The sequence below is a fragment of the Dactylosporangium siamense genome, from assembly GCF_016862795.1.
Classification (GTDB): Bacteria; Actinomycetota; Actinomycetes; order Mycobacteriales; family Micromonosporaceae; genus Dactylosporangium; species Dactylosporangium siamense.
Genome location: NZ_BONQ01000003.1, coordinates 60,397 through 72,258, shown reverse-complemented (window position 1 = coordinate 72,258; position 11,862 = coordinate 60,397). Strand labels below are relative to the sequence as shown.

11 protein-coding genes are annotated in these 11,862 nt (G+C 69.7%); 6 read left to right on the top strand and 5 right to left on the bottom strand.

Annotated features, from left to right (window positions below):
* Positions 1 to 205 (top strand): hypothetical protein (locus tag Dsi01nite_RS00650; protein ID WP_203843971.1); only part of this gene is annotated, 205 nt, incomplete at its 5' end.
* Positions 206 to 1,036: 831 nt separating this feature from the next.
* Here Dsi01nite_RS00650 and Dsi01nite_RS00645 read toward each other — a convergent pair.
* The 4 genes from Dsi01nite_RS00645 to Dsi01nite_RS00630 form a co-directional block, all read right to left on the bottom strand.
* Positions 1,037 to 1,645 (bottom strand): hypothetical protein, encoded by a 609-nt coding sequence (locus Dsi01nite_RS00645; RefSeq protein ID WP_203843970.1) that lies wholly within the window; start codon positions 1,643 to 1,645, stop codon positions 1,037 to 1,039.
* 168 nt (positions 1,646 to 1,813) lie between these two features.
* Entirely contained in the window at positions 1,814 to 3,796 is a 1,983-nt protein-coding gene (locus Dsi01nite_RS00640; RefSeq protein WP_203843969.1) for an APC family permease, read from the bottom strand.
* Positions 3,797 to 4,852 (bottom strand): magnesium and cobalt transport protein CorA, encoded by a 1,056-nt coding sequence (locus Dsi01nite_RS00635; RefSeq protein ID WP_239135585.1) that lies wholly within the window; start codon positions 4,850 to 4,852, stop codon positions 3,797 to 3,799.
* A gap of 119 nt (positions 4,853 to 4,971) precedes the next feature.
* Complete coding sequence (locus Dsi01nite_RS00630) at positions 4,972 to 5,373, bottom strand: hypothetical protein (protein ID WP_203843968.1); 402 nt, start codon at positions 5,371 to 5,373, stop codon at positions 4,972 to 4,974.
* 68 nt (positions 5,374 to 5,441) lie between these two features.
* Here Dsi01nite_RS00630 and Dsi01nite_RS00625 point away from each other — a divergent pair, with 68 nt between their 5' ends.
* The 3 genes from Dsi01nite_RS00625 (at position 5,442) to Dsi01nite_RS00615 (ending at position 8,989) form a co-directional block, all read left to right on the top strand.
* Positions 5,442 to 6,146: an HAD family hydrolase gene (locus Dsi01nite_RS00625; protein WP_203843967.1), complete on the top strand. Its 705-nt coding sequence runs from the start codon at positions 5,442 to 5,444 to the stop codon at positions 6,144 to 6,146.
* Between the two features lie 133 nt (positions 6,147 to 6,279).
* Positions 6,280 to 8,493: a M4 family metallopeptidase gene (locus Dsi01nite_RS00620; RefSeq protein ID WP_203843966.1), complete on the top strand. Its 2,214-nt coding sequence runs from the start codon at positions 6,280 to 6,282 to the stop codon at positions 8,491 to 8,493.
* 166 nt (positions 8,494 to 8,659) lie between these two features.
* The gene (locus tag Dsi01nite_RS00615) at positions 8,660 to 8,989 is read left to right on the top strand and encodes an LppU/SCO3897 family protein (RefSeq protein ID WP_203843965.1); all 330 of its coding nucleotides are present in this window, start codon (positions 8,660 to 8,662) and stop codon (positions 8,987 to 8,989) included.
* A gap of 142 nt (positions 8,990 to 9,131) precedes the next feature.
* Here Dsi01nite_RS00615 and Dsi01nite_RS00610 read toward each other — a convergent pair whose 3' ends face one another.
* The gene (locus tag Dsi01nite_RS00610) at positions 9,132 to 9,923 is read right to left on the bottom strand and encodes a maleylpyruvate isomerase family mycothiol-dependent enzyme (protein ID WP_203843964.1); all 792 of its coding nucleotides are present in this window, start codon (positions 9,921 to 9,923) and stop codon (positions 9,132 to 9,134) included.
* A gap of 128 nt (positions 9,924 to 10,051) precedes the next feature.
* Between Dsi01nite_RS00610 and Dsi01nite_RS00605 the strand changes: the two genes are divergently transcribed.
* Positions 10,052 to 10,945, top strand: a complete 894-nt coding sequence (locus Dsi01nite_RS00605) for a phosphatase PAP2 family protein (RefSeq protein ID WP_239135584.1) — start codon at positions 10,052 to 10,054, stop codon at positions 10,943 to 10,945.
* Positions 10,946 to 10,983: 38 nt separating this feature from the next.
* On the top strand, positions 10,984 to 11,838 hold the full coding sequence (locus Dsi01nite_RS00600; protein WP_203843963.1) for a DUF2127 domain-containing protein: 855 nt from the start codon (positions 10,984 to 10,986) through the stop codon (positions 11,836 to 11,838).
* Positions 11,839 to 11,862 lie beyond the last annotated feature (24 nt).

The window sequence follows — 11,862 nt, the reverse complement described above, 5'->3', positions numbered from 1 at the left end:
GGCCGCGGTTGACCCCGCCGCAGCCCCGATTGTCGCCGCCGCGGTGTTCTGGGGCGGCGGCTCCTGGGATCGCCGCCAGCTCCGTCGGGCGCGGCTGGCCGTCGTCGTCGGACTGGCCGGGGTCGCGCCAACTGCAGCCTGGCCGTGGTCGCCATGGCGAAGGCGCTCTACCTGTTTCTGGCGCCGCTGGATCGTGTTGTTCTGACGCCGCTGGATCGTGACTTCGTCCCGTTTGCCGGACCCGTCCCGGCGTCGGCGCCGCTGTGGTGGTGATCGATGTCGTGGGTTGGCTGTGCCGGCGGCCGGTGCGCGACTTCGATCACCGGGAGTTCCCGTTTCCTGGGGTGGTGGCCTGGGTTTGCTTCGCTTTGCGGTGGGTCGTGGGTGTCGTCGTTGGGGCGGGGGCGTTTCGCCGGGTTCTGCGGCTGCCGGTCTGTCGTTACGCCGAGTTTGTCGGGCCTGTTCCGGCGTCGGCGCTGCTGTGGTGGTGATCGATGTCGTGGGTTGGTTGTGTGGGCGGCCGGTGCGCGACTTCGATCACCGGGAGTTCCTGGGGTGGTGGCCGGGATCTGCGGTGGGTCGTGGGGTTGTGGTGGCCAGTACAGGGCGCTTCGCCGGATTCGGGGCCGCTGGAATGTTGGTATGTCCCGTTTATCGGGGCTGCTGCAGTCCCAGGGGCGCCGTGGCGTTGATCGAAGTCGTGGATTGGCCGTCCGCACGGTTGTGTGGGCGGCCAGTGCGCGACTTTGATCACCGGGAGTTCCCGTTCCGGGGCGGTGGCCAGGGTTGCGACCTTTTGCGGCGGGGTCGTGGGGTTCTGGAGCTGGCGCGGGGTGCTTCGCCGGGTTCTGCGGCTGCTGGACCGTCGGTACGTTCCGTTTTTCCGGACCGATCCGGCGTCGGTGCTGGCGTGGTGGTGATCGATGTCGTGGGTTGGCTGGGTGGGCGGCCGAGGCGCGGCTTCGATCACCGGGGGAGACGGATTTCTCGGGTGGGGCAAGGGCGTGAGAGCGCGGCGGCTCGGATGGTGGGCCGGCTACAGGTTGAGGTCGACGTAGGTGGGGTCGAGGGGTTGGGGGGCGCCTTCGTCCAGGGACTCCTCCAGGACCTCGGCCAGTTCGGCGAAGGCCTCCTCGACCGGCGAAAGCCCGGCGAGCAGATCAGCGAGGGGACGCCGGCCGATGAACCGGGCGCCCTGCCGGTCCACGGCCAGCAGCGCCAGCAGGGCGTCCTCGTTGCGGGTCGGGAGGGCGCCCGCGGCGTCCTCCCAGAACAGGACGTGGTCCATGCTGTCGTCGTCCTTGAAGGCGCCGGCGCCGGCCAGCATCAGCAGGAGTTGCTGGGCCGGGCCCTCCCAGGCGCCGGAGTAGCCGACCGTCCACAGGTACGCCTCCAGGGCACCGTCGTGGTGGCGCACCACCGTGAGGGTCGTGGGGTCGGTCAGGCGCTCGGCGAGCAGGTCGCGTGGCGTCGTCGCGGAGGAGGTCCAGGTCGACGAAGCCTCACGGGAGGACCAGTACCAGCCCTCGAACATCGAAGCCGGGTTCGAGATGGTCGAGGCGGGCGGCAGCGGGGTGCCGAGCCAGGCGTCGAAACCCTTGCGGGGCATGGTGATCCGGGCCGCCGTGATGAACGTGTAGGACACGGGGGCCGAGCTTAGCCGGAGCAGATGCGCGCGACGCGCGGGCACGACCGTGATCCACGGCATCGAGCAACCGGGTGAGCGCCAGGACCTGTACACCATCCTCGGGGTCCTCTTCGGGATGCAGGCACAACACCGTGCGCTTCGAATGAACGTCAGCCACAAACCGCGTCAGCCGCCGACGTGGATGCCGGGACGCCGGGCAGGATCCGGCTCCGCGGACCGGATGATCTCGCGGACCACCGGAGCGGTGTCGCCGCGGCCGAGGATGAGGTACCGGAAGAGGTGGCCGAGCGGATTGCCCTCGGCCCAGGCGAAGTAGGCCTGCGGTCGCACCCCGGTCGCGTTGCGCAGGGCGAGGAGGATCGCGGCCATCGCGTTCGGGGCGGCCGGGCTCTCGGTGCGCAGGATGCGGTGGTTGCCGATCTGGACGCCACGGACCTGCAGGGTGCCGCTGAAGGTGGACGGGTCGACCACGGCGACCTCGAGGAAGAGGACGTCGGCGCGGCCGGGCACCGGGTTGACGCCGCGCTGCTCGCTTTCCTTGTAGGTGTACTCGGCCTCGTCGCCGGCCTCACGGCGGTTGGCGATGAGGTTGAGCTCGCCGTCGTAGTCGATGGAGTCGGTGACGAAGCGCCGGGCCCGCTCGTCGAACTCGATCGCGTCGGCGCGCAGCTCGGTGGTGCGGGTGACCCGGGAGACGAGCGACACGACGATGATGCCGGCGATGAAGACGCCGGAGATCGTGATGCCGTCGGGCTTCTCGATCACGTTGGCGACCAGGGCGTACAGCAGGATCAGGGTCAGGACGGTGAACATGACGGTCTTCAGGCGCTCGCCGGCGCGGGCGGCGGAGATGGTCACGGCGACCGCACCGGAGACCATCATCGCCAGGATGCCGGTCGCGTAGGCGCCGGCCTGGGCGTTGACGTCGGCGCCGAAGGCGATGGTGATGCCGATGCTGATCGCGGTGTACACCAGCACGATCGGACGCACGGCGCGGCCCCAGTCGGGCGCCATGCCGTAGGAGGGCAGGTAGCGCGGGATGATGTTGATCAGGCCGGCCATCGCCGAGGCGCCCGCGAACCACAGGATGAGGACGCTGGAGACGTCGTAGACGGTGCCGAACATGTTGCCGAGCTTCTCGTGCGCCAGGAACGCCAGGGCCCGGCCGTTCGCCGCGCCGCCGGGCTGGAACTCCTTCGCCGGGATGAGCACCGTGGTGATGAAGCTGGTCGCCACCAGGTACACCGACATGATGACGGCGGCCGTGGTGAGCAGCAGCTTGGTGTTGCGGAGCCGGGACGCACGGCGCTCCTCGTCGGTGGTGCCGTCCGCGGCGATGAGCGGCATCATGCTGACCCCGGTCTCGAAGCCGGACAGGCCGAGCACGAGGGACGGGAATGCGATGAGCGCGGGCAGGATCAGGCCGCCGAAGCCGCTGCCGTGCTCGGTGGTCAGCGCGTGCCGCCAGTCGGCGAGCGCCCCGGCGGTGGTGAAGACGTCGACCGCGCCGACGACCACGATGATGGCGTTGAGCACCAGGAACACCGCGACGAGGGGGATCGCGACGGCGACCGCCTCGCTGAAGCCGAGCAGGAACACGCCGCCGAGGATCAGCAGCAGCACGACCGTGATGAGGACCTCGTGGCCGTGGATGAAGTCCGGGAAGACCGGGTTCTCGATCATGTGCACCGAGGCGTCGGCGGCGGACAGCGTGATGGTGATGATCCACGAGGTCGCGACGAAGCCGAGCAGCACGAGCACGAACAGCTTCCCGCGCCAGAACGGCAGCAGGTGCTCCAGCATCGCCACGGATCCCTGCCCGTGCGGGCTCTCGCGGGCGACCCGCCGATACATCGGCAGCATCCCCAGCAGGGTGAGCGCGACGATCAGCAGGGTGGCCAGGGGCGAGAGGGCGCCGGCCGCGAGCGCGGCGATCGCCGGCAGATAGGACAGCGTGGAGAAGTAGTCGACGCCGGTCAGCGACATGACCTTCCACCAGGCCTGCGGCTCGGTGTGGTCCTCCTGCGCCTCCGGGCCGATCGGCGCCACGCGGCGTGCCAGCAGCCACCGGCTGACCGGGTTTCCGGGCGGGCTCGGCGGCGCGGGGCTGGCGACCTTGGCGGGCAGGAGGTAATCAGTCGAGGTCATCTACAACCAGCCGGATCGTCGGAACGAGCGGTACAGCACCACCGAGCCGGCGGCCATGATCAGGAGTATCAGATAGAAGCCGTACTGCCAGTGCAGTCCCGGGATGCGGTCGAAGTTCATGCCATAGATCCCGGCGATGGCGGTCTGCAGCGCGGCGATCGCGGCCCACGAGGCGATCTTGCGCATGTCGTTGTTCTGGTCGAGGCCGACCTGGGCGAGACGGGCCTGCAGGATCGAGTCGAGCAGCTCGTTGTCCGAGGCGACCCGGTCGACCACCTGGGTGAGCCGGCCGAGCAGGTCGGCGAAGTACTGCCGCAGCTGTGGCGGCATCTCCACCACCACCGGGTCGTTCATCCTGCGCAGCGGCGCCTGCAACGGCACGACCGCCCGCTTGAACTCGACCAGTTCCCGCTTGAGCTGGTAGATCTGCTGCACGTCGCAGCCGCCGACGCGCAGGAACGCGGTCTGCTCCAGCTGCTCCACGTCCTGCTCCACGTCGGTCGAGACCTCGTGGTAGACCTCGATCATCCGGTCGCACACCGCGTAGGCGACCGACCACGGGCCGTTGGCGAGCATGGCCGGGCGCTTCTCGAGCTGCTGGCGGACATCGGCGAGCGCGCCGGCCCCGCCGTGGCGGACCGACACCACGAAGTGCGCGCCGATGAGCAGCGTCACCGCGCCCGTGTCGACGACCTCGGAGGTGGCGGTGAGCTCGGCGTGCTCGACGTAGCGGGCGGTGCGCACCACCAGCATCGTCACGTCGCCGCGGCGCTCGACCGCGGGCCGGCGCTCGGCCGCGAGGGCCTTCTGGGCGGTGAGGTCGTCCAGCCCGATCTCCTCCGCGACGGCGGCGAACTGCGCCCACGTCGGCTCGAACAGGCCCAGCCAGACGAACCCGTTGCGCCGCCGGCGGGCCGCCGAGAGCGCCTCGTGAAACGTCAGCTCGCCGGGCTGGCGCACACCCCTGAGGTAGAGCGCGCAGTCGACGATCGAGTTCTCCGAGCCGTCGGCGAGCAGGTGGGCCAGCGGCTCGTCGGGCTGGAGGTGGCGCATCATCCGGCCGATCATCCGGCCGACCCGGCGGCCAACCTTGACCTGCTCCACTGCTGAGCCCCCTTCAACGCGGTAGCGCCAAACTACCGTGTTGATCGTCGGAGGGCCGAGTCGTAAGGCCGTCAGCTGCCGGACAGCGCGCGGGCCGGCTCGTCGCTCTCGTCGAGCAGGACGTAGAAGAGCGTGCCGAGCACGAGCAGCGTGCCGGCGAAGACCTCCCAGCCGAGGGCGACGCCGGCGATCGTGACGACCACGCACTGCACGACCAGTGCGACGATCGTCCAGCGGCGGGCCGCCCGCTGGCGGAGTGCCGCGATGAGCAGCCGCGCGCCCAGGGCGGCCAGCAGCGCGCCGAGGACGACGGCGGCGATGCGGATGGCGACCTGCGCGTGGCCGGGGTCGGCGCCGTTGAGCGACATCGAATACGCGCCGATCACCCCGCCGACCACGAACAGGGCGGCGCCCACGACCACGCCCTCGACGAGGATCCCGACCGCCGCGATGACCAGTGCCACCATTCGCATCCGGTCAAGTTACTCCCGGGTAGCCCTGGCTTCAAGACCTGTCGATGGGCGTGGTTAGGGTTTCGGGGATGCGCACGCACATCCTGTTCGACTTCTTCGGCACGCTCGTCGGCTACGACCCGCGGCGCACCAGTCAGGGATATCCACGCTCCTTCGCCGAGCTCGGGCGCCTGGGCGCCGGGGTGTCCTACCCGCAGTTCGTCGAGGGCTGGGACCGCGTGTTCGCCGACTTCGACCGGGGCGCCGACGTCGAGGACCGCGAGTTCTCGATGACGCAGGTCGGCGCCGCCTACCTCGGCGACGTGCTCGGACGGGTCCCGGCGGACGCCGACGTGGCCGCCTTCATCCGGATCTATCTGGAGGAGTGGAGCGCCGGCGTCGCCTACTCGCCGCAGACGGTGGCGCTGGTGCGGTCGTTGTCCGAGGTGTACCGGCTGGCGGTGGTCACCAACACGCATCAGCCGGACCTGGTGCCCGGCCACCTCGCCGCGATGGGGATCCTCGACGCGATGGACGCGGTGGTGACGTCGGTGGAGGTCGGCTGGCGCAAGCCGCACCCGGCGATCTATGCCGCGACCGTCGAGCGGCTCGGGATCGCGCCCGGCGCCGCGATCTTCGTCGGCGACACGTACACCGCCGACTTCGTGGGTCCGGAGAAGTTCGGGATGACCGCCTTCCTGATCGACCCGGAGGGCAGGGCCGACGTGCCCCGGGACCGCCGGCTGCGCTCGGTGCTCGACCTCGCGGCGAAGGTGCGGGCGCGCTCCCAGTAGCGGTGTCGGCCGCGCCCCAAAGGGTGACGGCGCCGGTGATATGGACGAAGTGGTATGGATCGGCCGTCCGCAGCCATTGCTATATGTACATGCGTGGCTACCGTCACGACAGATCCGTTGCCAGGGAGGCCGAGTGAAACGATCGATCGCCGCCGCCAGTGCATTGCTGCTCACCGGCGGCATGCTGGCCGCCGTCGCGTCACCAGCTAGCGCGTCGCCGTCGCCGTCGTCATTGCAGGCGCACCGCACCGAGATCCGCGCCGCCGACAGCGAGGCCTACACCGTCACCAGCAGCAAGAAGGACGCCAATGGGGCGTCCCATACCCGGTACGCGCGCACCTACCATGGCCTGCGGGTCTACGGCGGTGACTTCGTCGTGCACGCGGCGGCGGACGGCACGTTCGCCGGCACGTCCGTCGGCCTGCAAGCGCCGCTGACCCTCGGCACCGCCGCCGCGGTGTCCAAGACGGCCGGTGCGGCCAAGGCGAAGTCCGCGTTCCAGGGCTCGATCACCGCCGTCGGCAGCCCCGAGCTGTTCGTCGACGCCAGCGACGGCACCGGCGTCCTGGCCTACGAGACCGTGATCAGTGGCTGGCTCGCCGACGGGCAGACCCCGTCGAAGCTGCACGTCATCACGGACGCGAACAGCAACGCGGTCCGCGGCGCGTTCGACGAGATCGAGACCGTCAACGGCACCGGCAACAGCATCTACTCGGGTGCCGTCACGATCGACACGACGCTGTCGGGCTCGACGTACCAGATGATCGACCCGTCGCACGGCAACGGCCGCACCTGCGACATGAACAACGGCACCAGCACGTGCACCACGTTCACCGACGCGGACAACACGTGGGGCACCGGCGCCAACTCCAACCGGCAGTCGGCCGGCGTCGACGCGCACTTCGGCGCGGCGAAGACGTTCGACTACTACAAGAACGTGCACGGCCGTAACGGCATCTTCGGCAACGGCGCCGGGGTCCCGAGCCGCGTGCACTACGGCAACGCGTACGTCAACGCGTTCTGGGACGGCGCGCAGATGACCTACGGCGACGGCTCCGGCAACAGCCGGCCGCTCGTCGCGCTGGACGTCGCCGGCCACGAGATGAGCCACGGCGTCACCGAGGCCCTCGCGGGCCTGGTCTACTCCGGTGAGTCCGGCGGTCTCAACGAGGCCACCAGCGACATCTTCGGCTCGATGGTCGAGTTCTACGCCGCGGCGCCCAGCGACCCGGGCGACTACCAGATCGGCGAGAAGATCAACATCAACGGCAACAACACGCCGCTGCGCTACATGTACAACCCGACCCTGGACGGCTCCTCGCACGGCTGCTGGTCGAGCACCACGAAGAACGTCGACGTGCACTACAGCTCCGGCGTGGCGAACCACTTCTTCTTCGACCTCGCCGAGGGCACCGGCGCCACCAGCTTCGGCACCTCGCCGGTCTGTGGCTCCGCCCCGGCGGTCGTCGGCATCGGCCGGGCCAAGGCCGAGAAGATCTGGTACCGCGCGCTCGACGTGTACTTCACGTCCAACACGTCCTACGTGAACACCGGCAACCCGGCCAACACCGCCCGGGCGTACACGCTGCGTGCCGCGACCGACCTGCACGGCACCTGCTCCGCCGAGTACAAGGCCGTCCAGGCCGCGTGGACCGCGGTCAACGTGGCCGGCAACGACGCCGCCTGCCCGACCGGCAACGACTTCTCCCTCACCGCCACGCCGGCGAGCGGCGCGGTCAACCCGGGCAGCTCCGCCACCAGCACGATCAGCGCGGCGGTCACCAACGGCGCGGCGCAGACCGTGGCGCTGACCGCGTCCGGCCTGCCGTCGGGCGCGACCGCCAGCTTCAGCCCGGCCTCGATCAGCTCGGCCAACGGCCAGTCCGTGCTGACGATCGCGACCTCGGCGTCGACGCCGTCCGGCACCTACGCGGTGACCATCACGGGCACGGGCGCCAGCTCGACCCGGACCACCACGTTCAGCCTGACCGTCAACGGCGCGCCCGGCTGCACCGGCACCAACGGCAACGACGTGGCGATCCCGGACAACACCACGGTGACCAGCACGATCACGATCAGTGGCTGCGGCCGGAACGCCTCGGCCACCAGCTCCGTGGCGGTCAACATCATCCACACCTACCGTGGTGACCTGGTCGTCGACCTCGTCGCTCCCGACGGCTCGGTCTACAACCTGGCGAACCGGACCGGCGGCAGCGCCGACAACATCAACCAGACGTTCACCGTCAACCTGTCCTCCGAGGCCGCCAACGGCACCTGGACCCTGCGGGTCCGCGACGCCGCCAGCCTCGACACGGGACGCATCGACACCTGGACGCTCACCCTCTAAATCGACGGAAGACACGCTGATCGTGGCATGACGATCACTGTGGGTGCGGGCGAGGGGCTATTGTCCCTCGCCCGTTTCCGTGCAGGTCAGCTAACAGGTGAGGTGTGATGCAACCGATACGATCGGGGGGCAGCGGGAACGCAGTGTGACCGGTAGAAACTTCCGCATGTCCAAGGTTGTCAAGTTCGTTGGTTCCCTCGTAGTACTCGCCATCCTCGCTGGCGTCGGCTGGTACCTCAACCGCGACGCGGCGCTCAACGCCAAGTCCGGTGACTGTGTGCACCAGGTTTCCGCCAACGAGCTGAAGATCGTCAAGTGCGACGCCTCTGACGCCGACTTCAAGGTCGTCGGCAAGGTCGACAACAAGCCGGAGTCCGAAGCCATGGGCGCCAACTCGACGGTGTGCAACGCGTTCGAAGCGACCACGAACGTCTACTGGGAGGGCAAGCCGGGCAAGAACGGCGACGTGCTCTGCCTGCAGTCCCTCAAGGCCTGATCCGGCGTCAGGGGCAGCGGCATTGATCCAGGCGCTCCGGCAGGCGCCGCCGCACCCCACATTGACTTTCGCACCACGCCCCCACCACCCCCGTCGACCCCGGCCCGGAGCTTCCGGTGCCGGGGTCGCTCTGCGGGTGCGGTCAGTAGCCCGGGAAGACGGCGCGCAGGTCGTCGAGGCTGATCGGCCCCGTGATCTTCACGTCGGCGGGGGTGTGCTGCACGGACAGGCGCCCGGCGGCGAGGCGCAGGAACGCCTCCAGAGTCAGGCTCAGCTCGCCGTCCGGTGACGCCGGCGCGGCGCCCAGGGTGACCGGGTCCTTGAGGTGCAGGCCGCGCTGCTCGCCGAGGTCGGTGAGCGTGACGAGCAGGTCGGCGGTGCGGCCGTCGAGGTAGGCCGGCTTCGCGATCCACCCGAAGAGCCCCTCGATCCGGTCGTCGATCAGGACGGCCGCCTCCGGGGCGAGCGTCGCCGACGGGTCGAGGCCGGCCCGCACGTCCCAGTCGTGGTAGCCGAACTCGGTGAGCCGCAGCACGGCCGACGTCGCCACGTCGACGGGCTCGGGCATCCAGCCGATGTCGATGCGGTGCTCGGCGCGCTGGGTGGCGTCGAACGCCTCGTACGCCTCGACCAGGCGCTGGTTCGCGATCGGAAACTCGACAGCGCGCTCGTCCGGGGTCATGCCGTCCCAGCGGGCCCAGACGCCCTTGTTGAACTCGAACTCCGGGGCGGGCCGCCCCTCGAGGGAGGCGCGGACCGCCTCCAGGTTGATCTCGGCGCCGCTGCCCAGGTGGCTGATCACCTGGGAGAGATCCCACTCACTGGCCGCTGAAGGCCCGGTGAGCTGCTCAGACGTGAGCCCGCGGACGAGAGCGGTGAGGTCTTCGTGCCCCTTGCGCAGGGCGGCGATCGCCTGATCGGCTCGGCTGGTCATCGTGCTCCCTCAACCCTTGGATATCGACTATTTCCTTGAAGGATAAACAAGTTTGTGATGCAGGCCATGGCGGGTTCTGCCCGTTCAGCAATATTGCCGGGTTGGCAACATCAGGTACGTTGTCGATCGTGAACACGGGGCCGGGGTTGCGTGAACGGGACAACGCCGCCACGCCAACCGCAGCCCAGAAGCAGGCGCGGGTGCGCCCCCGTGCCTGGGCCGAGCTGCTGCTGGTCGTCGGGTTGTTCCTCGCCTACAAGATGGGGCGGTTGCTCGTCGACGGCCGCGTCGGGGAGGCCTACGAGAACGCGAAGCTCGTCTGGCACGCCGAGCGGGCCCTGTGGCTGCCCGACGAGGTGGACCTGCAGCACCTGCTCCTCGCCTCCGAGGTCGTCATCCGCTCCGCCAACGTCTACTACGCGGTGGTGCACTTCCCGGCGACGATCGCCTTCCTGCTGTTCATGTACATCTTCCGCCCCGCACATTACCTGCGCTTCCGGCGCATCCTCGCGTGGCTGACCGCGGCGGGGCTTGCGATGCACTTCGCGTTCCCGCTCGCACCGCCGCGGATGCTGGCCGGGATCGGCATGGTCGACACCGCGGCGAAGTTCGGGCCTTCGGTGTACGGGCCACCGCAGACCGACACGCTGAGCAACCAGTACGCGGCGATGCCGTCGCTGCACGTCGGCTGGGCGCTCGTGGTCGCCTGCGGGCTGATCATCGCGACCAGCAGCCGGTGGCGCTGGCTGTGGCTGGCCCACCCGGTGCTCACGATGATCGTCGTGGTCGGCACCGCCAACCACTACTGGCTGGACGGCATCATCGGCGCGATCCTGGTCGGCGCGCTGCTGTTCCTGGTCGGCCGGACCCGGCGCGCCGAGCCGCCACCCGTGCGGATCCCGGTGCAGCTGCGCCGCAACCTGGAGTACCTGGCCGTCGGTGAGGCCGCCTACCTGGCCACGCTCGGCGACACGATCTCCGACAGCAGCGGCCACCCGCAGAAGGTTGGAAAGCCGACCTGATCCTCTGCGCACTGGCGGAGGTGGGGTACGAATAGCGCGTGGACTGGAATCTACGCACCTGCGCGCGGCGCGGCCACGTCACGTACGCGCCCGACGAGACACCCTTCCGGGAGCGGCTGCACACCGCCACCCCCGTCGGCGCGGCCTGGCGCTGCCTGCGGTGCGGTGACTTCGTCATCGGCGAGCCGCAGTCGGCCGGCCCCGCCGAGCGCGCCCCCATCGTGCTGCGCGGCCGGGCGCTGCGCGACGCCCTCGTGCTGCGACTGCTGTCGATCGAGCGGTTCCTCAAGGGCATCGTCGTGCTGCTCGCCGGCTACGGCGTGTTCCGCTTCCGCACCCACCGCGACGGCGTCGAGCGCGCCTTCAACGAGGACCTGCCGTTGCTGCGGCCGTTCACGGACCGGATCGGCTGGAAGTTCGAGGACTCCGCGATGATCCACACGATCCGGACGGTCATCGAGGCGGAGTCCAAGACCCTGCTGTGGGTCGCGCTCGGGCTGATGTTCTACGGCGTCCTGCAGCTCGTCGAGGGCGTCGGCCTGTGGATGCTGAAGCGCTGGGGCGAGTACTTCGCCGTCGTCGCCACCTCCCTCGGCCTGCCGGTGGAGATCTACGAGCTGTCGGAGAAGGTCACCTGGCTGCGGATCGGCGCCCTGGTGGTCAACATCGTCGCCGTGCTCTACATCCTGCTGTCGAAGCGCCTCTTCGGGCTGCGGGGCGGCCACGCCGCCTACGCCGCGGAGCGGCACGAGACGAGCCTCATCGAGGTCGAGATCGCGGCCAGCGAACCGACCCTGCCGCACGGGCTGCGCAACCCGAAGTCCCCGGGCGGGCCGCCGGACGGTCCTTCCGCCGAACTCACCACTGGCGGGAATCGTGTGGGCGTCGTATAGTTGAACGCGAGACCGGCATCTTCC

Excerpts from the sequence above, each read along its gene's own strand:
- Dsi01nite_RS00625 (WP_203843967.1), top strand. The coding sequence starts at position 5,442 with ATGCGCACGCACATCCTGTTCGACTTCTTCGGCACGCTCGTCGGCTAC.
- Dsi01nite_RS00640 (WP_203843969.1), bottom strand. The coding sequence starts at position 3,796 with ATGACCTCGACTGATTACCTCCTGCCCGCCAAGGTCGCCAGCCCCGCG.
- Dsi01nite_RS00615 (WP_203843965.1), top strand. The coding sequence starts at position 8,660 with ATGTCCAAGGTTGTCAAGTTCGTTGGTTCCCTCGTAGTACTCGCCATC.
- Dsi01nite_RS00630 (WP_203843968.1), bottom strand. The coding sequence starts at position 5,373 with ATGCGAATGGTGGCACTGGTCATCGCGGCGGTCGGGATCCTCGTCGAG.
- Dsi01nite_RS00610 (WP_203843964.1), bottom strand. The coding sequence starts at position 9,923 with ATGACCAGCCGAGCCGATCAGGCGATCGCCGCCCTGCGCAAGGGGCAC.
- Dsi01nite_RS00635 (WP_239135585.1), bottom strand. The coding sequence starts at position 4,852 with ATGATGCGCCACCTCCAGCCCGACGAGCCGCTGGCCCACCTGCTCGCC.